The organism is Pseudomonas sp. GW823-FHT05G12 (assembly GCF_058795575.1).
The window spans coordinates 4,424,414-4,448,127 of sequence record NZ_CM179501.1 but is presented as its reverse complement, the minus strand read 5'-3'; the positions used below and the strand labels follow the sequence as shown (position 1 = coordinate 4,448,127).

The window sequence follows — 23,714 nt, the reverse complement described above, 5'->3', positions numbered from 1 at the left end:
TCCCGTTTGCAGGAGGGCGGGGGTTGGTGTGGGATTTAAATTAGCGCGCAATTAGTTAGCGCGCAAGATAAATAATCACCGTTCATCGGAACGGCCATTTCACAGCATAGCGCTCAGAGGTTTTTTTGCAGGTTGTCGCGCAGGATCAGCAGGTCGGCTTGCAGTTGCTGCAGCTGCTCCAGGCTGCGCCCGCTGGCCTTGAGAATGCATTGCGGCACCTCTTTGGCCTGCTGTTGCAGGGCGCGGCCCTTGTCGGTCAGTTGCACCATCACTACCCGTTCATCTTCGCGGCTGCGGTTGCGCTGCAACAGGCCTTCGCTTTCCAGGCGCTTGAGCAGCGGGGTCAGCGAGCCTGGGTCGGTCAGCAGGTGCTGGCTGATTTCGCCCACGGTCAGGCCGTCACGCTCCCACAGCACGAGCATGGCAAGGTATTGCGGGTAGGTCAGGCCTAGCGCCTGCAGCAGCGGCTTGTAGACCTTGGTCATCAGCAACGAGGTGGAGTGCAGGGCGAAACAGACCTGGTTGTCCAGCAGCAGCTCGTCACAGGAGGCTTGGGTGTCGGCGTTCATGCAGGTCCTTGAAAGTCATCAATGGAAAATTCTGGCACGCTGATCATCAGTGCGCGAATTAATCGCGCAATTCACTGCGCAAGGCCAGGTCCCAGGGTGGAATCGGGCTGAAGCGGCTCTTGAGGAATTCGAGCAGCAAACGGCTGCGAGAGTTCGTTTCATGTGCCAGGCGTAGCGCGTAAATGCCGCTGGTCTCGGCTTCAGGCAAGCCGCCGTCGCAGAACAACGGGATCAGCTCGCCGCGCAGCAGGTATTCACTGATCAGCCAAGTGGGAAGGTGGGCTATCCCCAGGCCGGCGAGGGCGCCGAACAGCAGGGTTTCGGCATTGTTGGCGGCCATGCGCATGCGCGCGGGGCGATACAGGCGGGTTTGCCCGGCCACACTGAAGCGCCAGGCGAACGGCGGCGCCAGGCCATCCCAGTCCAGCCCGTCATGCCCGGGCAGTTCGCTGGGGCAGGTGGGGATGCCGCGGCTGGCCAGGTAGGCGGGGCTGGCGCAGGCGATGCGTACCATGTAGGCGAGCGGTGTGGCGACCAGGCGGGTGTCGGCCAAGGGGCCGGCGCGCAACACCAGGTCGACCTCGCCCAGGTGGCTGCCCTGCAGGTCGACAAAGCTGTCGATCAACCGCAGTTGCACGTCCAGGCCCGGGTAGGCCACCAGGAAGTCGGCAATGGCCGGGGCCAGGTGGCGGCGGCCAAACGCGGCAGGGGCGTCGATGCGGATCAGGCCTTCCGGGGCATTGCTCAGTGACACCGCTTCAGCCCGGGCCAGGCGCAACTCCTCGATGATGCGCCTGGCCCGCTCGGCAAAGGCGTTGCCTGCAGGCGTGGCCCGCACCGCGTGGGTGCTGCGGGTGAACAGGCGGCTGCCGACGGCGCTTTCCAGGTTGTCGATGCGCCGTGCTACCGCAGACGGGGTCAGCGGGTGGCGACGGGCGGCGGCAGAAAAGCTGCCGGTTTCCAGCACATCGAGGAACAGGCTCAATTGGTCGGTCAGGATATCGGGGCTCATGGCTGCCTTGCTTTTGCGAAAAACGCACAGCCATTGTGCGCTGCTGTGCGTTTCCCCGCCAGCGCACAATCGTTAGCATGCTCGCATTATTGGTACAGGCGGACGAGGCCCTGATGATCGAGTGGTTGTTGTATATCGTGCTGGGCGCTGCCCTGGGCACCATGGGGGGCTTGTTTGGCATAGGCGGCGGGCTGATTGCGATTCCGGCGCTGGGCGTGCTTTTTGGCCTGGACCAGCAGTTGGCGCAGGGGACCGCGTTGGTGATGGTGGTGCCGAACGTGCTGCTGGCGCTGTGGCGGTATCACCAGCGCAACCGCATCGCGTTGCGCCATGCGTTGCCGCTGTCGGCGTGCAGCTTCCTGTTCGCCTGGTTGGGGTCGATCTGGGCGGTGGGGCTTGATGCGCATTCCATGCGCCTGGGTTTTGTCGGCTTCCTGGTAGCGTTGGCGGTGTGGAACGTGGTGCGGATGTTCATGAAGGTGTCGCCGCCGAGTGCCGAGCTGCGTCATGCCTGGCCGTGGCTGGGTGTGCTGGGCAGCTTTGCCGGCACCATGGGCGGCTTGTTCGGGGTGGGTGGGGCCGTGGTGGCCACGCCGATCCTGACCAGTGTGTTCGGCGCTACTCAGGTGGTGGCGCAGGGGCTGTCACTGGCGCTGGCGGCGCCGAGTACCTTGGTCACGCTGGTGACCTATGGCGTGCACCATAGCGTTGACTGGGGGGTTGGGATTCCCTTGGCAGTGGGTGGCTTGCTCAGCATCAGCTGGGGCGTGAAGCTGGCCCACGCGTTGCCGGAGAAGGTATTGCGGGCGATGTTCTGTGTGTTCCTGGTGGTCTGTGCGGTGATGCTGGGGTTTGAGCTTTGAGATTGTGGGGCCGCTTTACGGCCCCCGATCACTTGAAACCCTCAACGATGTAGTCGGCCATGCAGTCGGTGATTGGCGAGGGGGTCTGCGTACTGCGCACCAGCATTACATTGGCCATGGGCAACTGTGGCAGTCCTTCGCTCTCACCCAGAATGCGGATGTTGCCCCCGATCAGGCTCTGCAGCTGCGCGGTCACTGCCAGCCCGGCTGTGACGATGGCAAAGATCGCCGCCAGGCTTGGGCTGGTATAGGCAATACGGTAATCGATGCCCTGTGCCTCCAGCGCATTGCAGGTCCAGGCGCGACAGAAGCAGTCGGTGTTGAACAGCGCCACCGGCATCGGCCGCTGTTCATGCGGGCAAAAGCCTTCTGCCGCGGCCCACACCAGGCGTTCCTGGCGCAGCAACTGGCCAATCTCGTTGCCGGGCTCGCGGGTGACGATGGTCAGGTCCAGATCTTGGCGCAGCATCAACTGCTTGGACGAATCGCAATGCACTTCCACCTGCACCAGCGGGTAGGCCTGGGCAAAGCTCGACAAGATGGTCGGCAGGAAGCGCATGGCGTAGTCGTCTGGTGTGCCGATGCGCACCAGCCCCACCATGTGCGGCATGCGCAGGGTGTTGAACACTTCGCCATGCAACTTGAGAATGCGCCGGGCATACCCCAGCAGTACCTGGCCTTCGGCGGTCAGCCGCACCTGACGGCCATCACGTTCGAATAGCTGGCGCTGCAGAATGTCTTCTTCCAGGCGTTTCATCTGCATGCTGACCGCTGACTGGGTGCGGTTGACCACTTCGCCTGCGCGGGTAAAGCCGCCTTGCTCGGCAATGGCGACGAAGGTGCGCAGGACGTCCGCGTCGAGGCTCTGGTACTGGGACATTGCATCAATCTCCGAGATGCATCGCATCAGAAACATTCGTTGGATTGATCTTAAGCCTGGCGTGAGACTGAGGCCATCAACACGGAGGGCTTCACGATGAAAGGTCATGTCAGCAGCATCCAGCAACCTGCCTTTTCCCTGAGCTACCTGTGGCATGCGGCCTTGAAGCGTCTGGCGCGTTGGCTGGAGTTGTACCGTCAGCGTCAGGAGCTGGCCAGCCTCAGTGATGCAACCTTGCGCGACTTGGGGTTGAGTCGGGCGGATATCCAGCAAGAGGCCGAGCGGCATTTCTGGGATGATCCACTGAGGAAGTGATGCCATGCGTGGCAGTCGCTTCAGCTCCAGCTCCAGCTCTTGCTTTGGCTTTTGCTTCTAAGCGCGCGGTAGTTCAGGCGATGCAGATTGCGACTTCAGGAGGCCGAGCGCAGGGCTTGCGGAGGGAGGTGACGGGCATGGATGCCCGTCAAGCGCTGGGCCCCAGGATGGGGCCTGCAGCGCGGTCCTCCCGGGAGCAAGCCCGGAGCGAGGGGACCCCGGAGCGCAGCGTAGGGGCCGGATGATGGGAGCCGACGGTTTTGGTTACTTTGGCCACGACCAAAGTAACCCGCCGGAAGGGCGGAACGGTGAATAGGCGCCAACATCGTGAATGAATATCTGCTTGATGTGTAAGCGTGTAACCCAAAAGCTCAAAAGCTTAAGCGCCGGTTTTGATCGGGCGTACAGTCCGTTTGCGATGGCGACGCCAACTCACCTTTCCGCCCTTACGGCGGGTCCCTTTTTGTCGTGGCAAAAAGGGACCAAAAACCGTCGGCTCCCATCATCCGGCCCCTACGCTGCGCTCCGGGGTCCCCTCGCTCCGGCCTTGCTCCCGGGAGCACGCGCTGCAGGCCCCATCCATGGGGCCTCAGCGCTTGACGGGCATCCATGCCCGTCATCTCCCTCCGCAATGCCTCCACTCGGCCTCCTGAAGTCGCAATCTGCGTCGCCTGAACTACCGCGCGCTTAGAAGCAAGATCAAAAGCGAACTCGGTGATCGGCCGGTACCGCCGATGCATTCGGTGAGGTTCTGCCCGGACATCTGGATAAGGATATCGCCGGCATGGCTGCCCTCGGCCTGGTGTACCTGGAAGAACGCCGTTGCTCTTGCTCTTGCTCTTGCTCTTGCTCTTGCTCTTGCTCTTGCTCTTGCTCTTGCTTTTGCTTCTAAGCGCGCGGTAGTTCAGGCGACGCAGATTGCGACTTCAGGAGGCCGAGCGCAGGGCTTGCGGAGGGAGGTGACGGGCATGGATGCCCGTCAAGCGCTGGGCCCCAGGATGGGGCCTGCAGCGCGGTCCTCCCGGGAGCAAGCCCGGAGCGAGGGGACCCCGGAGCGCAGCGTAGGGGCCGGATGATGGGAGCCGACGGTTTTGGTTACTTTGGCCACGACCAAAGTAACCCGCCGGAAGGGCGGAAGGGTGAATAGGCGCCAACATCGTGAATGAATGTCTACTTGATGTGAAAGCGCACAACCCAAAAGCTCCAAAGCTTAAGCGCCGGTTCTGATCGAGCGTACAGTCCGTTTGCGATGGCGACGCCAACTCACCTTTCCGCCCTTACGGCGGGTCCCTTTTTGTCGTGGCAAAAAGGGACCAAAAACCGTCGGCTCCCATCATCCGGCCCCTACGCTGCGCTCCGGGGTCCCCTCGCTCCGGCCTTGCTCCCGGGAGCACGCGCTGCAGGCCCCATCCATGGGGCCTCAGCGCTTGACGGGCATCCATGCCCGTCATCTCCCTCCGCAAGGCCTCCACTCGGCCTCCTGAAGTCGCAATCTGCGTCGCCTGGACTACCGCGCGCTTAGAAGCAAGATCAAAAGCGAAAAGCGAAAAGCGAAAAGCGAAAAGCGAAAAGCGAAAAGCGCTCAGCGCCGCACTTGCTTGAGGGTTTCGGCAATCAGGAATGCCAACTCCAGCGACTGATCAGCATTCATCCGCGGATCACAATGGGTGTGATACCGGTCAGACAACGCATCCTCGGTGATCGGCCGGGCACCGCCGATGCATTCGGTGACGTTCTGCCCAGTCATCTCGATATGGATACCGCCAGCATGGCTGCCCTCGGCCTGGTGTACCTGGAAGAACTGCTTCACCTCATCCAGAATCTGCGCAAAATCGCGGGTCTTGTAACCGCTGCTGGCCTTGATGGTGTTGCCGTGCATCGGATCGGAACTCCACAGCACCTTGCGCCCCTCGCGCTCGACAGTGCGGATCAGCCCCGGCAAGTGGTCGCCAACCTTGCCCGCGCCCATGCGCACGATCAGGTTCAGACGCCCCGGGTCGTTCGCCGGGTTGAGCGTGTCGATCAGGCGGATCAGCTCTTCGGGGTTCATGCTCGGGCCAACCTTGACCCCAATCGGGTTGTGCACGCCACGCAGGAACTCCACATGAGCCCCATCGAGCTGGCGGGTGCGGTCGCCAATCCACAGCATGTGCGCCGAGCAGTCGTAGTAGTCGCCAGTCAGGCTGTCCTGGCGCACGAAGGCTTCTTCATAGTTCAGCAGCAGCGCTTCGTGAGCCGTGAAGAAGCTGGTTTCGCGCAGTTGCGGCGCACTGTCCAGGCCACAGGCACGCATGAACGCCAGGGTTTCATCGATGCGATTGGCCAATTGGTGGTACTTGTCGGCCAGCGCCGAGTTGGCGATGAAGTCCAGGTTCCACTTGTGCACCTGATGCAGGTCGGCAAACCCGCCCTGGGCGAACGCACGCAGCAGGTTGAGGCTGGCGGTGGCCTGGTGGTAGGCCTGCAGCAGGCGTTCCGGGTCCGGAATGCGGCTTTTGGCGTCGAAGCCGATGCCGTTGACGATGTCGCCACGGTAGGCGGGGAGGGTGACGTCGCCGATGGTTTCATCGCCAGATGAGCGCGGTTTGGCGAACTGCCCGGCCATACGCCCCACTTTCACCACCGGGCAGCCGGCGGCAAAGGTCATGACAATGGCCATTTGCAGCAGCACCTTGAAGGTGTCACGGATTTTTGCAGCCGAGAACTCCGCGAAGCTCTCGGCGCAATCGCCGCCCTGAAGCAGGAAGGCACGGCCTTCGGTGACCTCGGCGAACTGCCGGCGCAGCTCGCGCGCCTCACCCGCGAACACCAGCGGCGGGTAGCTGGCCAGGGTCTGTTCAACCTTCAGCAGGTGCGCGGCATCGGGGTAGGTCGGTTGCTGCTGGATCGGCAGGGCGCGCCAGCTGTCGGGGCTCCACGGTTGGTTCATCTTGGGCTCGGTCTTGTCGGTTGTAGGCTATGAGCCATGGTAACAGTTGGCGCTGCGCTTGTTGCATCAAGGGTGTTGGCGGACAATGCGCGTTTTTGCGCAGGTGGGTGGTGGACATGACGGCGGAACGGCAAGAGCGGCTGCTGGCACGGGTGGAGGATGCGTTTGGCGTCATCAGCGTGTACGAAGTAGACGACTACCGCTTTCTGGAATTCGGCGATGCGATCGAGCAAAGCTGCGTGTTCACCGCCGACCCCAGCTGGCTGGAGTACGACTATACCCGCGCCATGCTGGTGGGGGCGCTGTGCCACGAATCGCCGGAGAGCGCACTGTTTCTGGGCCTGGGCGCCGGCACGCTGACCCAGGCCTGCATGAAGTTCCTGCCGCTGGAAGACATCGAGGCCATCGAACTGCGCCCGGATGTGCCGCGCCTGGCCATGGATTACCTGGGCCTGGATGACGACCCGCGGCTGTATGTGCGCATCGGCGATGCCCTGGAGCTGCTGCCCACGGCAGAGAAGGCCGACCTGCTGTTCGTTGACTTGTACACCGACCATGGTCCTGGGGTCGGGCACCTGGCGTGGAACTTCCTGGAGAACTGCCAGCAGCACCTGAACCCGGGCGGCTGGCTGGTGATCAACCAGTGGGCCACCGATGATGGCAGGCCGCTGGGCGCGGCGTTGCTGCGCGGGTTGTACCACCGGCATTACTGGGAGCTGCCTGTGAAGGAGGGCAATGTGATTCTGCTGGTGCCGGCAGACCTGGAGCAGTCGCTGGACCTGGACGGTTTGAGAGCCCGGGCCGAGGCGCTGGCGCCGCGTTTGGGGTACAGCCTCGATGGGCTGATCCGCGAGATTCGGCCGGCTACGTGAGTGGCTGACGCGCGCCGACACCGAGCGCGTAAGGCTTCAGGGGATTATCGATTCAGCCTGTCGTGCGCGATGGCCCGATACTGGCCCTGCCTCCATGAAAATTTTCCTCACGTACGCGACTATTTCAGGTATAGTACGCGCCGGTCTTTTAGCGGACCTCAAAATCAGGTGGTGCAAATCCTCCGAGTCCAGCTTCGGCTGCGCGTCCGCTAGGCGGACCTTCCCAAGTTTTCTTTTTCAATCGTTTTCGCAAATCCCCGCCGCCAAAGCTGCCTGGGTGACCTGACGGTCTTTCAAGGCATGTGCAGCTTTGGAGCATGGGTCTTTGCGGATGCACCTAGAGGCAGACCCATGACCCAGGAAACCGGCGGCTTCGCCGCTCTCGATCTTAACCCGAACATTGTTGCTGCCGTTGTGGCTACCGGCTACGAAGAGCCGTCCGCCATTCAGCAACAATCGATCCCGATCATCCTCGCCGGTCACGACATGATCGGCCAGGCGCAGACTGGCACCGGCAAAACCGCTGCCTTCGCCCTGCCGATCCTGAACAAGATCGATGTGAGCAAGCGCGAACCGCAAGCCCTGATCCTGGCGCCAACCCGTGAGTTGGCGCTGCAAGTTGCTACCGCTTTCGAAACCTACGCCAAGCAGATGCCGGGCGTGAACGTTGTCGCCGTCTACGGTGGTGCCCCGATGGGCCCACAGCTGCGTGCGATCCGCAACGGCGCGCAAATCGTCGTGGCCACCCCGGGCCGTCTGTGCGACCACCTGCGTCGTGACGAAAAAGTCTTGTCGACTGTACAGTACCTGGTACTGGACGAAGCCGACGAGATGCTGAAGCTGGGCTTCATGGACGACCTCGAAGTGATCTTCGACGCAATCCCGGCTACCCGTCAGACCGTACTGTTCTCCGCAACCCTGCCGTCTTCGATCCGTTCGATCGCCGAGCGTCACCTGCGTGAACCCAAGCACGTCAAGATCCAGACCAAGACCCAGACCGTTACCGCGATCGAGCAGGCCCACCTGATGGTCCACGCGGACCAGAAGATCCCGGCTGTGCTGCGTCTGCTGGAAGTGGAAGAGTTCGACGCGCTGATCGCCTTCGTGCGTACCAAGCAAGCCACCCTGGACCTGGCCGCCGCGCTTGAAGCCAAAGGCTACAAGGCTGCTGCACTGAACGGCGATATCGCTCAGAACCAGCGTGAGCGCGTGATCGACTCGCTCAAGGATGGCCGCCTGGACATCGTCGTCGCCACCGACGTCGCTGCCCGAGGCCTGGACGTACCGCGCATCACTCACGTGTTCAACGTTGACATGCCGTACGACCCGGAGTCCTACGTACACCGTATCGGCCGTACTGGCCGTGCCGGTCGCGATGGCCGTGCACTGTTGCTGGTTACCCCGCGTGAGCGCCGCATGCTGCAGGTGATCGAGCGTGTTACCGGGCAGAAGGTTGCCGAAGCGCGCCTGCCGAATGCCCAGGCCGTGCTGGATGCCCGCATCAAGAAGCTGACCTCGAGCCTGGCGCCGCTGGTAGCCGAAGCAGAAGCCACCCACGGCGAGCTGTTCGACCGCCTGACCACCGACCTGGGTTGCAGCGCGCGTGCCCTGGCTTCGGCCCTGCTGCGCAAGGCCACCAATGGCCAGGCGCTGGACCTGGCGGCGGTAGAGCGTGAGCAGCCGCTGGTGCCGAGCTTCGCCCCGCGTGGTGAGCGTACCGAGCGCGGTGAGCGTGGCGAGCGTCCTGACCGTGGTGACCGTGAGCGCCGTGCACCGCTGCCGTTGGCCGAAGGCCGCGTGCGTTGCCGTACCGCCCTGGGTGCCCGTGATGGCATCGCTGCCAAGAACCTGCTGGGTGCGATCCTCAACGAAGGTGGCCTGGCGCGTGACGCTATCGGCCGCATCCAGGTGCGCGACAGCTTCAGCCTGGTCGAGCTGCCGGAAGACGGCCTCGAGAAGCTGCTGTCCAAGCTCAAGGACACCCGCGTGGCTGGCAAGCAGCTGAAGCTGCGTCGCTACCGCGAGGATTGATCCTGGCGTAACGGAAAAATCCCCGGCTTAGGTCGGGGATTTTTTTTGCCTGTACCGGCCCTTTCGCGGGCTTGCCCGCTCCCACAGGTACTGAAATCTGTGGGGTACCTGTGGGAGCGGGCAAGCCCGCGAAGAGGCCCTTCAGTCGAACCGATAGATGTCCATCCCCAGCGCGCCCAGGGTAAACCCCTGATGCACCACGCCGAACTTGCTCCCGGCCCCGAGGGCAAAGAACAGCGGCAGCAAATGCTCATCACTGGGATGGTTGCGCACCGCAAACGGCGCCTGCTGCCGGTAATCCAGCAACGCCGCCTGGTCATCCTCCTGCAGCCGGTCTACCACCCAATCCCTGAACGCCAGCGCCCACGGCTCGATCACATCCGGCCCTGCATGCCAGTCCAGCTCACCCAGGTTGTGGGTAATGCTGCCCGAACCTATCAGCAGTACATCCTCGGCACGCAACCCCGCCAGTGCCTGGCCCACCTTCAGCTGCAGCGCCGGCCCCATGTGGCTGGGCAGGGAAACCTGCACCACGGGAATGCTGGCATCCGGGTACATCAGCGACAGCGGCACCCAGGCGCCATGGTCGAATGGGCGTTGCATGTCCAGCCGCGCGGGTAACCCCGCAGCCTTCAACCGCTCACTGACCTGACCAGCAAGCCCGGGCTCGCCCGGCGCCGGGTACTGCACCGCATACAGGGCTGGTGGGAAGCCGTAGAAGTCATGCCAGGTTTCGGGCTGTGCGCTGCCGGTGACCAGCAGCTCGCGGCTTTCCCAGTGTGCCGACACCACCACGATCGCTTTCGGCCGGGGCAGCGCGTTGGCCAACCCGGACAGTGCCGGCCCGCTGGCGCCCGGTTGCAGGGCAAGCATGGGGGAACCATGGGAAATGAACAGGCTGGGCAGCATGGCGGGGTCCTGAAGGTTAAGATGCAACCATCATCGATTAACTACAGATCGAAATCCAAACCAAGTTTTACCGACAAATCATCTAAAAATCGGGAGTAATCATGGAACCAGCGTTCTGGCAGCAGCGGTGGGCCGACAACCAGATCGGCTTTCACCAGGCGCAGGTGAACCCCTATCTGCAGACGTATTGGCCACAGTTGCAGTTGGCGCCCGGCAGCCGCGTGCTGGTGCCGTTGTGCGGCAAGAGCCTGGACTTGGCCTGGTTGGCAGGGCAGGGCCATCGCGTATTGGGTGTGGAGCTGTCGCGGCGGGCGGTGGAGGATTTTTTCCGTGAGCACGGGCTTGAGGCCGAAGTGCGGCAGCAGGGCGCATTCGAGGTTTGGCGCAGTGGAGATGTACAGCTGTGGTGTGGCGACTTCTTTGCCTTGAGGGCAGAGGATGTGGCTGACTGCGTGGGGCTGTATGACCGGGCGGCGGTGATTGCGCTGCCGGTGCAGATGCGTGCGCGGTATATGCAGCTGTTGTCGGGTTTGCTGCCGGCGAATTGCCGTGGGTTGGTGGTGACGCTGGAGTATGACCAGTCGTTGTTGGCCGGGCCGCCGTTTTCGGTCAGGGATGAAGAGCTGAGACAGGGGTTTGCGGGGTGGCAGGTGGAGCAGCTGGAGGCTGTGGAGGTGATTGAGGACAGCCCGAAGTTTGTGCAGGCCGGGGCGTCGAGTTTGTTGGAGCGGGTGTACCGGCTCAGCCGGTAAGCAGGTAGGGCAGGCTGACCCGGCCCATGTGGGAGCGGGCGCGCCCGCGAAACAGGCGACGCGGTAGATGGCACCGGCTTTGCCGGTGTTCGCGGGCGCGCCCGCTCCCACAGAAGGCTGCGTAAGGCCGGGAATAAAAAAGGGCGACCGAAGTCGCCCTTTGTTTTTATCAGGTGGATCAGCCGCGCTGACGCAGGGCCTCGATGCGGTCTTCCAGCGGTGGGTGGCTCATCAGCAACCCGGCCAGGCCGTGCTTGAGGCCGCCATTGATGCCGAAAGCCTTCATGGTGTCCGGCATGTGCACTGGCAGGCCTTGTTCCACGCGCAGGCGCTGCAGGGCGCCGATCATTGCCGCGGTACCGGCCAACTGCGCACCGGCTTCGTCGGCGCGGAATTCGCGGCGGCGCGAGAACCACATCACGATCATGCTGGCCAGGATGCCAAGGATCAGCTCGGCAACAATGGTCGCCACATAGTAGGCAATGCCTTGGCCCTCTTCATTCTTGAAGATGACCTTGTCCACAAAGTTGCCGATGATGCGTGCAAAGAACATCACGAAGGTGTTCACCACGCCCTGCACCAGCGCCAGGGTGACCATGTCGCCGTTGGCAACGTGGCCGATTTCGTGGGCCAGTACCGCGCGCACTTCATCGGGCGAGAAGCGCTCCAGCAGGCCCTGGGACACCGCGACCAGCGCGTCGTTGCGGTTCCAGCCGGTGGCGAAGGCGTTGGCCTCGTAAGCCGGGAAGATACCCACCTCAGGCATTTTGATGCCCGCTTCGCGGGACAGCTCTTCGACCGTTTGCAGCAGCCACTGCTCGTGGCGGGTGCGCGGCTGGCTGATGATCTGGGTGCCGGTGGTCATCTTCGCCATCCACTTGGAGATGAACAGCGAGACGAGGGAGCCGGCAAAGCCGAACACGGCGCAGAACACCAGCAGGCTGCTGAGGTTCAGGTCGACCCCGTTGGCGGCCATGAACCCGTTGAAACCGAACAGGCTCAGGGTAATGCTTGCAACCAGCACCACCGCGAGGTTGGTGGCTACAAACAACAGAATGCGCATCATGGTTGTTACGTTCTCCTGACGGATGAGTTGTCGCTTACTGCGGGGTATATAAGGGGCCTGCCGCGCCGATTCAATCGGGGGACTATTTCAAACTGTGTACGGCGGAGTATGGCAGAGGATGGCGTGGGGGCTGTGGGATAGAGCGTTGCAGGATGTAAGAAACATTCGGCTTGGGGCTGCGTCAAGGCCGCTGGGGGTTTGCCGCAAGTGGTGTGGCGCCTGTGAGATCGAGCGCCGCGCGCGCGGCGCTTCGCGGGTAAACCCGCTCCTACGTTTGTTTCGGGCCAATTATGCCTGTGGGATTTGCGCGCGAACGCCCTGGCGCATGCCTCGATATCGCGTCGTACAAACAAGGCGATCGCGCGCGCCTGGCACAGGATGGACTGGCCCGAAACAAACGTAGGAGCGGGTTTACCCGCGAAGCGCCGCGCGGGCGGCGCTCGATCTACGCCCCACCACCAACCCCGCGTCGAACCTCTCGTCGCCCCCGGCGCCCCCCGGCGCTCCCCCCCGTCGAACCCTACTGCGAATAACCCTTCAGGAAATTGCCGATCCGGCCAATTGCCGCTTCCAGGTCATCCACCCGCGGCAAGGTCACCACGCGGAAGTGGTCCGGCCAGGGCCAGTTGAACGCCGTTCCTTGTACGATCAGCAGCTTCTCCGACAGTAGCAGGTCAAGGGCGAACTTCTCGTCGTTGAGGATCGGGCAAACCTTCGGGTCGATCCGCGGGAACGCATACAGCGCACCCATCGGCTTCACGCAGCTGACGCCAGGGATGTCGTTGAGCAGTTCGTAGGTGCGGTTGCGTTGCTCCAGCAGGCGGCCTGGCGGCAGCACCAGGTCGTTGATGCTCTGGTAGCCGCCCAGCGCGGTCTGGATGGCATGCTGGGCCGGCACGTTGGCGCACAGGCGCATGTTGGCCAGCATGTCGATGCCTTCGATGTAGCTTTGTGCGTGGTGCTTGGGCCCGGAGATGATCAGCCAGCCGGAGCGGAAACCCGCCACCCGGTACGACTTGGACAAGCCGTTGAAGGTCAGGCACAGCAGGTCCGGGGCCAGCGAGGCGGTGCTGATGTGCACGGCTTCGTCGTACAGGATCTTGTCGTAGATCTCGTCGGAGAACACCACCAGGTTGTGCTGGCGCGCCAGCTCCAGCATGCCCAGCAGCAGCTCCTTGGAGTAGACCGCGCCGGTCGGGTTGTTCGGGTTGATGATCACCAGCGCCTTGGTGTTCGGGGTGATCTTGGCCTTGATGTCCTCAAGGTCCGGGAACCAGTCGGCCTGCTCGTCGCACAGGTAGTGCACCGGCTTGCCGCCGGCCAGGCTCACGGCGGCTGTCCACAGTGGGTAGTCGGGGGCCGGGATCAGCACTTCGTCGCCGTTGTTGAGCAGCGCCTGCATCGACATGACGATCAGCTCGGACACACCATTACCCAGGTAGATGTCCTCGATGGTGACGCCTTCGATTTCTTTCTGCTGGCAGTACTGCATCACCGCCTTGCGTGCGCTGAACAGGCCTTTGGAGTCGCTGTAGCCCTGTGCGGTGGGCAGGTTGCGGATCACATCCTGAAGGATTTCATCAGGCGCCTCGAAGCCAAACGGCGCCGGGTTGCCGATGTTCAGCTTGAGGATGCGGTGACCTTCCTCCTCCAGGCGTTTGGCGTGCTTGAGCACTGGGCCGCGAATGTCGTAGCAGACATTGGCGAGCTTGTTCGATTTGCTGAACTGCATGATGGGATCCCGATTGAGAAAACGCGCTACGCCCCGCCGAAAGGTTTGAAAGGGCAGGAAGCGGGTGCCAGACTGAACGCCTGGCACACGAAGCCAACTAATATACGTGCCACCCGCGCCCCGGAAAAGACGGTGCGGGGTGAAATTCAGCCTGCCGAGGTCCCTACATGAAAAAGATCGAAAAAACCCTGGACGAATGGCGGTCGATGCTCGACCCCGAGCAGTACCAGGTCTGCCGCCTCAAGGGCACCGAACGGCCATTCAGTGGCAAGTACAACAGCGAGCGCCGCGACGGCATCTACCACTGCATCTGTTGCGGCCTGCCGCTGTTCGATGCGCAGACCAAGTTCGACGCCGGCTGCGGATGGCCGAGCTTCTACGCGCCGATCGAGGACAGCGCGATGATCGAGATCCGCGACACATCCCACGGCATGATCCGCACCGAGGTCACCTGCGCCCGTTGCGACGCGCACCTGGGGCATGTGTTCCCTGACGGCCCGCCACCGACCGGCCTGCGCTACTGCATCAACTCGGTGTGCATCGACCTTCGTCCGCGCGACTGACCGGAGCCCGACCATGGCTGCAACGATGCTGAACATTCCCTGCGTGACCCTGGGCGGCGAGCACAAGACGCTCGGCGACTTCCCGGGCAAGGTGCTGTTGGTGGTCAATACCGCCAGCCAGTGCGGTTTTACCCCGCAGTACAAGGGCCTGGAGCAACTGTGGCAGGCCTACCGCGACCGTGGCCTGATGGTACTGGGTTTCCCGTGCAACCAGTTCGGCAAGCAGGAACCTGGCGATGCGCGGGAAATTGCGCAGTTCTGTGAGCGTAATTTCGGCGTGAGTTTTCCGCTGTTTCGCAAGGTCGAGGTCAACGGCCCGGGCGCTCACCCTCTGTTCGTCGAACTCAAGCAGCGCGCGCCGGGTATTTTGGGTAGCCAGAAGATCAAGTGGAACTTCACCAAGTTTCTGGTCGACCCGGCCAGTGGCCAGGTCAAGCGCTATGCCCCCACCACCAAGCCACAGGCCCTGGAGGCGGACATCGAGCGTTTGCTCAGCCGCTGAAGGGCACCCAATGGTCGACCAGGGCCATTAGCTCTTCGCGGCGGAATGGCTTGGCCAGGTAGTCGTTCATGCCCGCCGCCCGGCAGCGTTCGCGTTCTTCGGGCATGGCGTTGGCGGTGAGGGCGACGATGGGCAACTCGGGCCAGCGGCCGCTTTGGCGGATACGCCGGCTGGCCTCGTAGCCGTCCATCACCGGCATGTTGCAGTCCATCAGCACCAGGTCGAATTCCTCACGCGCCAGCAGCTCAAGGGCCTCCGCGCCCTGGGTGGCCAGTTGCACCTGGCAGCCGAGCTTGGCCAGCATGCCCTTGGCCACCAGCTGGTTCACCGGGTTGTCCTCTACCAGCAGGATCCTCGCACGGCCTTGTTCCTGGGTAATGGCCGGGATGGCCAGCGGGTGTTCGGGCTCATGGCCTTGCAAGGTGCGGCGCAGGGTCTGGTACAGGGCGTTGCGTGCCAATGGTCGGGCCAACTGGTGCAGCGGGGCCAAAGCCAGGGACTGCTCGTTGGGCAGGAAGTTGCCGTAGGCAGTCACCAGCAGAATCGGGGTTTTCAATGCCGGGCGCAGTTCGAACAGGTGCTCGACGTCGTCGGTGATCAACAGGTCGATCACTGCCGCATCCAGCGTGGTGCAACTGTCATGGCGCTGGTAGGTCAGGCCCCAGGCGGGCAACAAGTGCTGCAACAGTTCATTGAGCCCGCTGCCGGCTGCGCTCAGTGCGGCCACGCGGCCATGCAAGGGCACTGGCGGGATGGCTTCGGTGTGCACGGTCAGTGGCAACTCGGCGGTAAAACAGCTGCCAAAGCCCGGCTCGGAGCGAATGTGCAGGTGGCCCTGCATGGCCTTGCACAGGTTGCGCGTCAGCGCCAGGCCCAGGCCGGTGCCACCGTACTGGCGGGTGATGCCGGCGCCGGCCTGGGTGAAAGGCTGGAAGATGCGCGCCTGGGCGTCTTCGGGGATGCCGATGCCGGTATCCCGTACCTCCAGACGCACACCACCGACAATGGCCGCCAGGCGCACGTCGACGCGGCCGAAGCGGGTGAATTTCAGCGCGTTGGACAGCAGGTTGCTGACGATCTGCCGCACACGCGTGGGGTCGCCAAGCACGCTGCTGGGGAAGTCGCTGTCGATCAGGCAGGTCAGCTCCACGCTTTGCGCGGTGTTCTGCGACAGCAGGTTGGCGGTGTCTTCCACCATCGAGCCCATGTCGAACGCAATGCGTTCCAGCTCCAGCTGGCCGGCATCGAACTTGGACAAGTCGAGAATATCGTTCAGCAGCTCTACCAGCACCTTGCCCGAGTCATGGGCGATAGCCAGTTGCTGGCGTTGCTCGCTGGGCAGCGGGTTGTCCAGCGCCAGGGCGATCATGCCGAGCATGCCGTTGAGCGGGGTGCGGATTTCGTGGCTCATGTTGGCCAGGAAGGCGGCGCGTGCCTGGGCCATGTCCAGCGCTCGGCTGCGGGCTTGTTCCAGCTCCTGGTTGGACAGGCTCAGGCTGCTGTTGCTGGCCTTGAGCTCGTTGGTGCGCGCCGACACGATGTCTTCCAGCTCGTTCAGGTACTGGGTCAGGCGGTTTTCCGCGGTGCGCCGCTGTTCGATCTCGGTGGCCATGCTGACGAACTGCTGGTTGGCGACCTTCACCAGCACGCCGATTTCGTCATGCTCGTGTCCGTGTGGGCATTCCAGGCGAGTTTGCCGGGGTTTGCGCGGATCGCTGCCGCTGAGTGCGCCAATCACCGTCACCAGCGGCTTGGTCAGCATCATGTAGAACAGCGCCAGCAGGAGGCCGGTGAGCACCAGGCTGCGGGCAAAGCCATTGAGCAGGGTGATGCCGGCACGGTCGAGAAAGCGGCTGCCGAAGGCGAAGGTGTCGATGTCCAGGTACAGGGTGCCCAGGTATTCCTCTGGCATGTGGGTCAGGTACAGGCGCTCCTTGAACTGGCGTTGCTCGCCGAACAGGAAGTCGCTGAGTGGCCGGGAGCGGTCCTGCAGTTTTGGCCGCTCGACATCGGCCAGCACCGTTTCGTTGTTGTCGATCAGCCGCGCGCGGATGACGGCCGGCGACTGCAGCAGGCCGCGGGTCAGCTCCAGCGCCAGTTCCGAGTCGATGTTGTAGGCGATGCGCGAGGCCGGGTTGTGGCTGATTTGCAGCAACGCGTTCACTTCACGGTTGATGGACGCGTCTTCGCTGGCATAATCGATGCCGATCTGGATGAGACTGAGCAATGTTCCCAGGATGAAGCCGACCAGGACTGTCAACCGGGCTTGCTTGTATGACAGGCGATTGGTGAACTTGATATCCATGAGTCCCGAGCCGGTTTCCCGTTCCTTGCGCTGCGCAAGCATAGCCGAATAGCCCCGGCTGCTGGTGGGTCTGTCTGTTCATTTCAGTTGATCGCCAAGCGGGGGCCGCTTGGCGCCCCTTCGCGGGCTTGCCCGCTCCCACAGGTACAGCTTAGCCCCAGGCTGCAAGCCCTGTGGGAGTGGGCAAGCCCGCGAAGGGGCGCGCAGCGGCCCCCAAAAAACTGAAATTGTTAGGAGTCGTCATGGACGCTCGCTTGATCGCTTTTCTGGACCGCGCCGAATCGGTACTGGCGCGCCTTGAACCCCTGTTGCCGGCACAACGCCCGCACATCGACTGGGGCACCACACTGGCCGCGCGCTGGCAGCGTGATGGCCGCAGCGGCTACCTGCTGCCGCTGGACGTCAGCCTGGACATCCGCCTGACCGACCTGATCGGCGTCGACAAACAGCGCGACCAGCTGGGCCGCAACACCCACCAGTTCATCAACGGCCTGCCAGCCAACCACGCGTTGCTGTGGGGCTCGCGTGGTACCGGCAAGTCGTCGCTGGTACGTGCCCTGCTGGCCGAGCACGCCAGCGCCGGCCTGCGCCTGATCGAAATCGAACGTGACCACCTGGCCGACCTGCCACGGGTGGTCGAGCAGCTGCAGAAGCTGCCGCAACGCTTCATCCTGTTCTGCGACGACCTGTCGTTCGAAGCCGGGGAGGGTGACTACCGGGTGCTCAAGAGCGTGCTCGACGGCTCGCTGGAGCAGGCCCCGGACAATGTGCTGCTGTACGCCACCTCCAACCGCCGCCACCTGGTGCCCGAGAAGGAAAGCGACAACGAGAACTGGAAGCGTGTCGACGGCGAACTGCACCCCAGCGAAGCGGTGGAGGACAAGATTGCCCTGTCTGACCGTTTTGGCCTGTGGCTGTCGTTCTACCCGTTCACCCAGGACCACTTCCTGAACGTTGTCGAGCACTGGATTGGCCAGTTGGCACAACCTGCGGGCCTTGTGTGGCAGCGCACCGAAGAACTCGACATCCTCGCCGTGCGCTGGGCCACCGGCCGCGGTAACCGTAATGGCCGTTGTGCCTATCAGTTCGCCCGCTACTGGGTCGGGCTGCAATTGCTGGAGCAAAAGTAAATGATCGACCTCAATGCCAGTGGCGCCGGCCTCGACGGCTATAACCTGCTGGCGGCGCAAGTGCAGGCGCTGTTCGCCGACGAGCGTGACTTCATCGCCAACGCCGCGCAGTTTTCCGCGTTTCTGTATAACCAGGTGGACGACCTGAACTGGGCGGGGTTCTACCTCAACCGCAACGAAGAGCTGGTACTGGGCCCGTTCCAGGGCCAGGTGGCGTGTGTGCGTATTCCGTTCAGTAAAGGTGTGTGCGGGGCTGCGGCGGCAACGCGGCAGACCCAGCGGGTCGAGGATGTTCATGCATTCCCGGGCCACATTGCCTGTGACAGCGCTTCCAACAGCGAGCTGGTGATCCCGTTGGTGAAGGACGGCAGGTTGATTGGCGTGCTGGACCTGGACAGCCCGACGGTCGGGCGGTTCAGCGAGGCGGACCAAGTGGGGCTGGAGCGGTTGGCAGGGATCTTTCTGGCGTTGACTGACTGCTGATCGATGTTGCCTGTGCCGGCCTCTTCGCTTGTAGGAGCGGGTTTACCCGCGAATACGGTGGCGGCGGCAACGATGAATGACCAGGGATATAGGCCAGCAGCCCCGGCCCTTTCGCGGGTAAACCCGCTCCTACGACGGCCTGCGCCCAACACCCGATGTGGGTACCCCGCCGTGTAGGAGCGGGTTTACCCGCGAATACGATGGCGGCGGCAACGATGAATGACCAGGGATATTGGCCAGCAGCCCCGGCCCTTTCGCGGGTAAACCCGCTCCTACGACGGCCTGCGCCCAACACCCGATGTGGGTACACCGCCGTGTAGGAGCGGGTTTACCCGCGAATACGGTGGCGGCGTCAACGATGAATGACCAGGGATATAGGCCAGCAGCCCCGGCCCTTTCGCGGGTACAGGTTAACCAATCAGTCGTAGATCACCTTCTTCTTCCAGGTTTCTTCCTCATCGGTCTTGAGCCCATCGGTCAATTCGTTGTGCTCGTCCTCCGCCGGTGCCATGCGGTCCAGCACCTGGGCATTGGCCCGGGTCAGCAGTTTCTCAAGATACGTCAGCTGCTCTTCATACACCTTCGGCTCCGGCTGCTTGCGCAAATACTGCACGCCGCGCTCGAAGGCCAGGCGCGCCTGGCCGGGCTGGCCTTTTTGCAGGGCCTGTTGGCCGAGGTTGTTGAAGAACTCTATATGCAGCAGCACCAGGATATGGCGGATTTCCTTGACCCAATGCTTGGCCTCGACGGCGGGCAAGAAGCCCTCATGGGCAGCGCGGGTCACCTGGTTGTGCAGCGCCTCCAGCAAGAAGCGTACGTCCTTGGCCTTGATCTCGGTGTGGATCGGGTTAGGTGGGTTGTTGACCGGGATCTTGTCACCCAGGGCAATCAGCCCTTCCAGTTCGGCGATGCGCGCCTTGAATTCGGCATTGCGCTTGTCCACCGCCAGCAGGCGCTGGTTGAGGTTCAGCTCCAGGCGGGTCAGCAGCAACTTGAGGGCCGGGGTCATGAACTGGCCGGGGAACGTCTCGGTGATCTCGCCACAGCGACGCAGGCGGTCGGCGAGCTCGATCTTCATCCGGGCGCGCTCAAGCTTGCCATTCTCGACCACATTGTTGAGGTAGCCGATCACGATCAGCAACGCGATGCCCGCCACGATGAGCAGGGTGATCAGAAGTGGTGTCACCGTTAATGCCTCATGAATAGGTTTGCATGATTGAGTGTAGGAGCGAGCGTGCTCGCGAGAGGCCCTGACAGCCATTCTCTTTTTCTATCGGCAAACTGTGCCATGACTGGATGCTGGCACATTAATGCTGACTTGACGCCAGAAAATCAACGCCAAACCCCAGCAGGCTTGCCAAAACAGCGCTGGGTGTACCCGGAAGTCATTGATTTAAATAAATTTCTACAAAGGGGTTGACGCCTTCCCGAACCATCCATAGAATGCGCGCCACTTGCAGCGTAAAGCACACAGCGAAACGCGGCAGGGAGTGAAAGCAGGCAGTAATGCCAGCAGCGTGTCCCCTTCGTCTAGTGGCCTAGGACACCGCCCTTTCACGGCGGTAACAGGGGTTCGAGTCCCCTAGGGGACGCCAATGCGGGAATAGCTCAGTTGGTAGAGCACGACCTTGCCAAGGTCGGGGTCGCGAGTTCGAGTCTCGTTTCCCGCTCCAGTTTCTCCGGCACTGCTTAACGGCGGGGCAGGAAAAGAAAATCCAGGCTGAATCGTGAGGTTCATGTTCTGGTGCACTGAAAAGTGTTGTGTGTCCCCTTCGTCTAGTGGCCTAGGACACCGCCCTTTCACGGCGGTAACAGGGGTTCGAGTCCCCTAGGGGACGCCAAATGCGGGAATAGCTCAGTTGGTAGAGCACGACCTTGCCAAGGTCGGGGTCGCGAGTTCGAGTCTCGTTTCCCGCTCCAGTTTAAATACTGTGGCGTCTATGCGGTGCAGTGGTGGTGAAGGCTGTAAAGGCGCTTCACGCCGAACGTGGTAATGCTTCAAATTGCGGGAATAGCTCAGTTGGTAGAGCACGACCTTGCCAAGGTCGGGGTCGCGAGTTCGAGTCTCGTTTCCCGCTCCAAATCAAGATCTACAGAGTCGCATGAGATTCTGTAAGTCCTCGAAAAAAGACGCTTCGGCGTCTTTTTTCGTTTCAGCGCAGTTTGCCTGAATCCATCATCAGCCTTGAAATTCAAAGTGCCACTGCTAGGCGCCCTTCGCACAGACGAACAGTGCAAAGCCTGCGGGGGCTATGAGGGCGTGGTTCTTTGTCGAAGCCGGTTTCCTTGAGCAGCCAAGGGAGTGGTTTTGTCAATCCACCAGTTTCACGGGTACGTGAGGGAACGGGATCCAGGTGAGTTTGTTGTCCACGCTGAAATAGCACAGGATGTCGATCTGAAGAGAGACCGTGAACACGCCCAGCGCTGCCGGGGTTACCGAACCTACCGTCATGATCCCTGTTGCCGACGTTACCGGGGTCGCGTCTGTGACCACGACAGGACCGTTGGGCCTTTCCTGCCCGGTCGCTTCGCTGCTGCTGGCCAGTACTTTGATTTGATTGTACGTATGCGTCGTGACCAGTGTTGGGGCGTTCACGGGTGTTCAGGTGAAACTTGTTGAACTCTCGGACGGTGCTGCGTACGGGCCTTTCATCCACCCAGAGTGTCTCTGTGGTGGCATAGTCATAGTCGATATCCTTGCGGAACAGGTTGTCCAGGCCATCGTCTATCCACTCCAGTGGTGCATTGCCACCCAGGAAGTTGTGACCGTTGCTGGAATAGGTGTAAGGCATGAGGCGTTTCATTCGCGGTTCCTGGTGTTGAGCGGCCGTTCTGGGCACGAGTTGCTGATGCCGCCGTAGTCATTGATCACCGCTACGATGGCCTGCAAGCCAGGGCCTTCCAGACTGGGTGGCAGCAGGTAGCTGAGCTCGGACATGGGGGGCACCATGTCTACACCCGGCAGGGCTTCCTGTTGCTTGCCCTTGACCAGGTCCAGCCGGTTGAAGGTGTAGTGATAGGGCGTGGGGTTGTGCAAAGTCAGGTGTGGGCGGCCGTCGCGCAGGGTTCTGACCAGGCGTAGCTCCTTGAGCCTGTGCACCGGATTACCTTGAACCTGCGTCGGGCGGTAGAACAATTTAATCCGCGTGCGCAGGGCAATGTTCAGGGTGTTCTGTTTACCGTCGATGGCCTGGGGAATTTCTTGCAGGTTGAAAAAGAACAACGATTCGCGGTCCTGGGGCAGGTCGTTTGGCAGGCCGCTGATCTGAACCGACTGGTCCTTGCCTGCAGCCAGCCTGAACAAGGCCGGGGCGGTCATGAGCGGTACGGCCGTGGTGGTGTCATCGGCCTGGGTATTGACCCAGGTCTGGGCGGCGAAGGGGCGTTGGCTGGGGTTGGCAACTACCACCGAAGCGCTGCGCTGACTGCTTTCGTAGATGATGCGCGTGCTGCTGATGGTAAGGGCGGCCTGGGCGCTGTTCAGCAAGCTGGCCAGAAGCAGCAGGCAACCGCCCAGCATCGTCGAAGTGCGGGTGACGGGGAGCATGGAAAATGACCGATTTTGAGTGACAGTGGGATCCAGGTGCGCGAAGGCACCTGGCAGGGCATCAAGGCAGCGTGATACTGAAGTTCACATCTGCGTTGGCATCACCATCGGTCACTGTGCCGGTCTTCAAGTACGAAGCGTAGAACTTGAGGTCCGTTACGCCTGTGGATGCAATGTCGTAGTCCTTGGATGGCGTTCGCGGAGCGATATTTGTGAACGTATCATCCTTGATGGTCAACGCCAGGCCCTGCGCTAATCCACCGCCGCTGCGAATGGCATAGTGAGCATTTCCCGGGCCTGCATCGCCGTGGTGAGAGTTGAATGTGACTTGGCTTTTGTAAGGATTTGGAATATTGCAGCTGCCTACATCTGCATCAACGCGTAACGCGAATGGGATGTCGGGGGTGACGGTGTTGGTGTCGAAGTATTTGACCGCGTAGTTTCCAAGCTCAACGGCGCCAATTGCGCCCGAGCCCGGTATGACAATCTCGATCGGGCAAGTACCGCCGCCGTTGATATGCCCTTTGAAAAGGATTTGGCCCCTTTCATCGGCAAAAGCCGTGGTACTTGCCAGGCCCAAGGCTAGCGTCATGAAGATCTTGTTCATGGTTCAATCCGTACGTTGATAGGTTGGCTGGCTGCGTGAAAGGCACGCAGCGTCTCAGGGTTGCCAGGGCATCCTTGAAACGAGCGACAGCGTACGGGCGGGGGGGCGAAGCGGATGTAGGGCGGAGTGCGACCAGCGTGTTGAAATGTCGACAAGCACCCGGCTAGAGCGCCGGGTGCATGGAAAGATCAGTGACGGGAGGCTGGGCCGGTTGGGCTCAATAGCTGTTTTTCAGCATGCCAGTCGAAGGGTTCGTCATTCTGCTCTGCCTCGTAGCGGCGCTCCTCCAGTTGCTGGTAAACGGACAGTTCTTCATCGGGCATGTAGTGCAGGCAGTCGCCCCCGAAGAACCACAGCAGGTCCCGTGGCACCAAGTGGGCGATTTGCGGGTAGCGCTGAATCACCTGGCATATCAGGTCCTGGCCCAGGTATTGGCTTTCCAGTGGGTTTTGCGGCAGCAGGGTCAGCAGTTCGTCGAAGCGTTCGAGGAACAGGGCGTGGCTTTCCTCCGGCACCTGCTCGGCTTCACCCAGGGCCACCAATATGGTGCGCAGGTGGTTCAGCAGTTGCAGGTGATATTCCAGGTGGGGGTTAGCCATTGGGGTGGTCCTCGAGGTGGTTGAAACGGGGCGCGGAGTATACGCCGG

General features: G+C 62.1%; 22 protein-coding genes, 5 tRNA genes and 1 pseudogene. 14 read left to right on the top strand and 14 right to left on the bottom strand.

Features of this window, described 5'->3' with window-relative positions; genetic code table 11:
* Positions 1–113 precede the first annotated feature (113 nt).
* Complete coding sequence (locus AC3RCM_RS20325) at positions 114–569, bottom strand: MarR family winged helix-turn-helix transcriptional regulator (protein ID WP_020192084.1); 456 nt, start codon at positions 567–569, stop codon at positions 114–116.
* 58 nt (positions 570–627) lie between these two features.
* Entirely contained in the window at positions 628–1,581 is a 954-nt protein-coding gene (locus AC3RCM_RS20320; RefSeq protein ID WP_064490991.1) for a LysR family transcriptional regulator, read from the bottom strand.
* 113 nt (positions 1,582–1,694) lie between these two features.
* Here AC3RCM_RS20320 and AC3RCM_RS20315 point away from each other — a divergent pair, with 113 nt between their 5' ends.
* On the top strand, positions 1,695–2,444 hold the full coding sequence (locus AC3RCM_RS20315) for a sulfite exporter TauE/SafE family protein (protein WP_003252877.1): 750 nt from the start codon (positions 1,695–1,697) through the stop codon (positions 2,442–2,444).
* Positions 2,445–2,472: 28 nt separating this feature from the next.
* Here the strand turns inward: AC3RCM_RS20315 and AC3RCM_RS20310 are convergent, their stop codons facing one another.
* Positions 2,473–3,324, bottom strand: a complete 852-nt coding sequence (locus AC3RCM_RS20310; protein WP_003252879.1) for a LysR substrate-binding domain-containing protein — start codon at positions 3,322–3,324, stop codon at positions 2,473–2,475.
* 96 nt (positions 3,325–3,420) lie between these two features.
* Between AC3RCM_RS20310 and AC3RCM_RS20305 the strand changes: the two genes are divergently transcribed.
* The gene (locus AC3RCM_RS20305) at positions 3,421–3,639 is read left to right on the top strand and encodes a DUF1127 domain-containing protein (protein ID WP_020192087.1); all 219 of its coding nucleotides are present in this window, start codon (positions 3,421–3,423) and stop codon (positions 3,637–3,639) included.
* Between the two features lie 710 nt (positions 3,640–4,349).
* On the opposite strand, the pseudogene AC3RCM_RS20300 reads toward AC3RCM_RS20305, so the two are convergent.
* Both AC3RCM_RS20300 and AC3RCM_RS20295 read right to left on the bottom strand, forming a co-directional pair.
* Positions 4,350–4,456, bottom strand: a pseudogene (locus AC3RCM_RS20300) (3-deoxy-7-phosphoheptulonate synthase); the annotation flags it as partial.
* A gap of 765 nt (positions 4,457–5,221) precedes the next feature.
* On the bottom strand, positions 5,222–6,568 hold the full coding sequence (locus tag AC3RCM_RS20295) for a class II 3-deoxy-7-phosphoheptulonate synthase (RefSeq protein ID WP_010952895.1): 1,347 nt from the start codon (positions 6,566–6,568) through the stop codon (positions 5,222–5,224).
* A gap of 116 nt (positions 6,569–6,684) precedes the next feature.
* Between AC3RCM_RS20295 and AC3RCM_RS20290 the strand changes: the two genes are divergently transcribed.
* Both AC3RCM_RS20290 and AC3RCM_RS20285 read left to right on the top strand, forming a co-directional pair.
* Positions 6,685–7,440, top strand: coding sequence for a spermidine synthase (locus tag AC3RCM_RS20290; RefSeq protein ID WP_010952896.1), 756 nt, complete (start codon positions 6,685–6,687; stop codon positions 7,438–7,440).
* Between the two features lie 351 nt (positions 7,441–7,791).
* Positions 7,792–9,471: a DEAD/DEAH box helicase gene (locus tag AC3RCM_RS20285; RefSeq protein WP_003247096.1), complete on the top strand. Its 1,680-nt coding sequence runs from the start codon at positions 7,792–7,794 to the stop codon at positions 9,469–9,471.
* A gap of 141 nt (positions 9,472–9,612) precedes the next feature.
* On the opposite strand, the gene AC3RCM_RS20280 is transcribed toward AC3RCM_RS20285, so the two are convergent.
* On the bottom strand, positions 9,613–10,380 hold the full coding sequence (locus AC3RCM_RS20280) for a DODA-type extradiol aromatic ring-opening family dioxygenase (RefSeq protein ID WP_108192078.1): 768 nt from the start codon (positions 10,378–10,380) through the stop codon (positions 9,613–9,615).
* Between the two features lie 101 nt (positions 10,381–10,481).
* Here AC3RCM_RS20280 and AC3RCM_RS20275 point away from each other — a divergent pair, with 101 nt between their 5' ends.
* Complete coding sequence (locus AC3RCM_RS20275) at positions 10,482–11,132, top strand: thiopurine S-methyltransferase (protein WP_064491743.1); 651 nt, start codon at positions 10,482–10,484, stop codon at positions 11,130–11,132.
* A 178-nt stretch (positions 11,133–11,310) separates the two neighbouring features.
* On the opposite strand, the gene htpX is transcribed toward AC3RCM_RS20275, so the two are convergent.
* Positions 11,311–12,198 carry a protease HtpX gene (gene htpX, locus AC3RCM_RS20270; RefSeq protein WP_010952899.1) on the bottom strand — a complete coding sequence of 296 codons (888 nt, stop codon included), beginning with the start codon at positions 12,196–12,198 and terminating at the stop codon, positions 11,311–11,313.
* Between the two features lie 520 nt (positions 12,199–12,718).
* Positions 12,719–13,930, bottom strand: coding sequence for a pyridoxal phosphate-dependent aminotransferase (locus AC3RCM_RS20265; protein ID WP_012271123.1), 1,212 nt, complete (start codon positions 13,928–13,930; stop codon positions 12,719–12,721).
* A 167-nt stretch (positions 13,931–14,097) separates the two neighbouring features.
* Between AC3RCM_RS20265 and msrB the strand changes: the two genes are divergently transcribed.
* Positions 14,098–14,493: a peptide-methionine (R)-S-oxide reductase MsrB gene (gene msrB / locus AC3RCM_RS20260; RefSeq protein WP_010952901.1), complete on the top strand. Its 396-nt coding sequence runs from the start codon at positions 14,098–14,100 to the stop codon at positions 14,491–14,493.
* Positions 14,494–14,506: 13 nt separating this feature from the next.
* Positions 14,507–14,995 (top strand): glutathione peroxidase, encoded by a 489-nt coding sequence (locus AC3RCM_RS20255; RefSeq protein ID WP_064491528.1) that lies wholly within the window; start codon positions 14,507–14,509, stop codon positions 14,993–14,995.
* Here AC3RCM_RS20255 and AC3RCM_RS20250 read toward each other — a convergent pair.
* The gene (locus AC3RCM_RS20250; protein ID WP_064491527.1) at positions 14,985–17,342 is read right to left on the bottom strand and encodes a hybrid sensor histidine kinase/response regulator; all 2,358 of its coding nucleotides are present in this window, start codon (positions 17,340–17,342) and stop codon (positions 14,985–14,987) included. The genes AC3RCM_RS20255 and AC3RCM_RS20250 overlap by 11 nt on opposite strands.
* Positions 17,343–17,542: 200 nt before the next feature.
* Here AC3RCM_RS20250 and AC3RCM_RS20245 point away from each other — a divergent pair, with 200 nt between their 5' ends.
* Positions 17,543–18,430 carry an ATP-binding protein gene (locus AC3RCM_RS20245; RefSeq protein ID WP_020191217.1) on the top strand — a complete coding sequence of 296 codons (888 nt, stop codon included), beginning with the start codon at positions 17,543–17,545 and terminating at the stop codon, positions 18,428–18,430.
* A complete protein-coding gene (locus AC3RCM_RS20240) occupies positions 18,431–18,913 on the top strand; it encodes a GAF domain-containing protein (RefSeq protein WP_064491526.1) in 483 nt (160 codons plus the stop codon). It abuts the gene before it with no gap.
* Between the two features lie 418 nt (positions 18,914–19,331).
* Here AC3RCM_RS20240 and AC3RCM_RS20235 read toward each other — a convergent pair whose 3' ends face one another.
* A complete protein-coding gene (locus AC3RCM_RS20235; protein ID WP_064491457.1) occupies positions 19,332–20,099 on the bottom strand; it encodes a hypothetical protein in 768 nt (255 codons plus the stop codon).
* 333 nt (positions 20,100–20,432) lie between these two features.
* On the opposite strand from AC3RCM_RS20235, the gene AC3RCM_RS20230 reads away from it, so the two are divergent.
* The 5 genes from AC3RCM_RS20230 (at position 20,433) to AC3RCM_RS20210 (ending at position 20,994) form a co-directional block, all read left to right on the top strand.
* Positions 20,433–20,508: transfer RNA gene (locus tag AC3RCM_RS20230), tRNA-Glu, on the top strand.
* 2 nt (positions 20,509–20,510) lie between these two features.
* A tRNA-Gly gene (locus AC3RCM_RS20225) sits at positions 20,511–20,586 on the top strand.
* Between the two features lie 92 nt (positions 20,587–20,678).
* Positions 20,679–20,754 (top strand) — tRNA-Glu (locus tag AC3RCM_RS20220).
* Positions 20,755–20,757: 3 nt separating this feature from the next.
* Positions 20,758–20,833 (top strand) — tRNA-Gly (locus AC3RCM_RS20215).
* An 85-nt stretch (positions 20,834–20,918) separates the two neighbouring features.
* Positions 20,919–20,994, top strand: a tRNA-Gly gene (locus AC3RCM_RS20210).
* 230 nt (positions 20,995–21,224) lie between these two features.
* Here AC3RCM_RS20210 and AC3RCM_RS20205 read toward each other — a convergent pair.
* The 4 genes from AC3RCM_RS20205 to AC3RCM_RS20190 form a co-directional block, all read right to left on the bottom strand.
* Positions 21,225–21,509 carry a hypothetical protein gene (locus AC3RCM_RS20205; RefSeq protein ID WP_492629098.1) on the bottom strand — a complete coding sequence of 95 codons (285 nt, stop codon included), beginning with the start codon at positions 21,507–21,509 and terminating at the stop codon, positions 21,225–21,227.
* Positions 21,510–21,713: 204 nt separating this feature from the next.
* Positions 21,714–22,460: a fimbrial biogenesis chaperone gene (locus AC3RCM_RS20200; protein ID WP_492629097.1), complete on the bottom strand. Its 747-nt coding sequence runs from the start codon at positions 22,458–22,460 to the stop codon at positions 21,714–21,716.
* A 61-nt stretch (positions 22,461–22,521) separates the two neighbouring features.
* Positions 22,522–23,067 (bottom strand): fimbrial protein, encoded by a 546-nt coding sequence (locus AC3RCM_RS20195; protein WP_064491462.1) that lies wholly within the window; start codon positions 23,065–23,067, stop codon positions 22,522–22,524.
* 188 nt (positions 23,068–23,255) lie between these two features.
* A complete protein-coding gene (locus AC3RCM_RS20190; protein WP_064491463.1) occupies positions 23,256–23,666 on the bottom strand; it encodes a PA2817 family protein in 411 nt (136 codons plus the stop codon).
* Positions 23,667–23,714 lie beyond the last annotated feature (48 nt).

Excerpts from the sequence above, each read along its gene's own strand:
- AC3RCM_RS20240 (WP_064491526.1), top strand. The coding sequence starts at position 18,431 with ATGATCGACCTCAATGCCAGTGGCGCCGGCCTCGACGGCTATAACCTG.
- AC3RCM_RS20315 (WP_003252877.1), top strand. The coding sequence starts at position 1,695 with ATGATCGAGTGGTTGTTGTATATCGTGCTGGGCGCTGCCCTGGGCACC.
- AC3RCM_RS20250 (WP_064491527.1), bottom strand. The coding sequence starts at position 17,342 with ATGCTTGCGCAGCGCAAGGAACGGGAAACCGGCTCGGGACTCATGGAT.
- AC3RCM_RS20275 (WP_064491743.1), top strand. The coding sequence starts at position 10,482 with ATGGAACCAGCGTTCTGGCAGCAGCGGTGGGCCGACAACCAGATCGGC.
- AC3RCM_RS20290 (WP_010952896.1), top strand. The coding sequence starts at position 6,685 with ATGACGGCGGAACGGCAAGAGCGGCTGCTGGCACGGGTGGAGGATGCG.
- AC3RCM_RS20295 (WP_010952895.1), bottom strand. The coding sequence starts at position 6,568 with ATGAACCAACCGTGGAGCCCCGACAGCTGGCGCGCCCTGCCGATCCAG.
- AC3RCM_RS20255 (WP_064491528.1), top strand. The coding sequence starts at position 14,507 with ATGGCTGCAACGATGCTGAACATTCCCTGCGTGACCCTGGGCGGCGAG.
- AC3RCM_RS20195 (WP_064491462.1), bottom strand. The coding sequence starts at position 23,067 with ATGAACAAGATCTTCATGACGCTAGCCTTGGGCCTGGCAAGTACCACG.
- htpX (WP_010952899.1), bottom strand. The coding sequence starts at position 12,198 with ATGATGCGCATTCTGTTGTTTGTAGCCACCAACCTCGCGGTGGTGCTG.
- AC3RCM_RS20280 (WP_108192078.1), bottom strand. The coding sequence starts at position 10,380 with ATGCTGCCCAGCCTGTTCATTTCCCATGGTTCCCCCATGCTTGCCCTG.
- AC3RCM_RS20320 (WP_064490991.1), bottom strand. The coding sequence starts at position 1,581 with ATGAGCCCCGATATCCTGACCGACCAATTGAGCCTGTTCCTCGATGTG.
- AC3RCM_RS20265 (WP_012271123.1), bottom strand. The coding sequence starts at position 13,930 with ATGCAGTTCAGCAAATCGAACAAGCTCGCCAATGTCTGCTACGACATT.
- AC3RCM_RS20310 (WP_003252879.1), bottom strand. The coding sequence starts at position 3,324 with ATGTCCCAGTACCAGAGCCTCGACGCGGACGTCCTGCGCACCTTCGTC.
- AC3RCM_RS20285 (WP_003247096.1), top strand. The coding sequence starts at position 7,792 with ATGACCCAGGAAACCGGCGGCTTCGCCGCTCTCGATCTTAACCCGAAC.
- AC3RCM_RS20245 (WP_020191217.1), top strand. The coding sequence starts at position 17,543 with ATGGACGCTCGCTTGATCGCTTTTCTGGACCGCGCCGAATCGGTACTG.
- AC3RCM_RS20190 (WP_064491463.1), bottom strand. The coding sequence starts at position 23,666 with ATGGCTAACCCCCACCTGGAATATCACCTGCAACTGCTGAACCACCTG.
- AC3RCM_RS20305 (WP_020192087.1), top strand. The coding sequence starts at position 3,421 with ATGAAAGGTCATGTCAGCAGCATCCAGCAACCTGCCTTTTCCCTGAGC.
- AC3RCM_RS20200 (WP_492629097.1), bottom strand. The coding sequence starts at position 22,460 with ATGCTCCCCGTCACCCGCACTTCGACGATGCTGGGCGGTTGCCTGCTG.
- AC3RCM_RS20325 (WP_020192084.1), bottom strand. The coding sequence starts at position 569 with ATGAACGCCGACACCCAAGCCTCCTGTGACGAGCTGCTGCTGGACAAC.
- msrB (WP_010952901.1), top strand. The coding sequence starts at position 14,098 with ATGAAAAAGATCGAAAAAACCCTGGACGAATGGCGGTCGATGCTCGAC.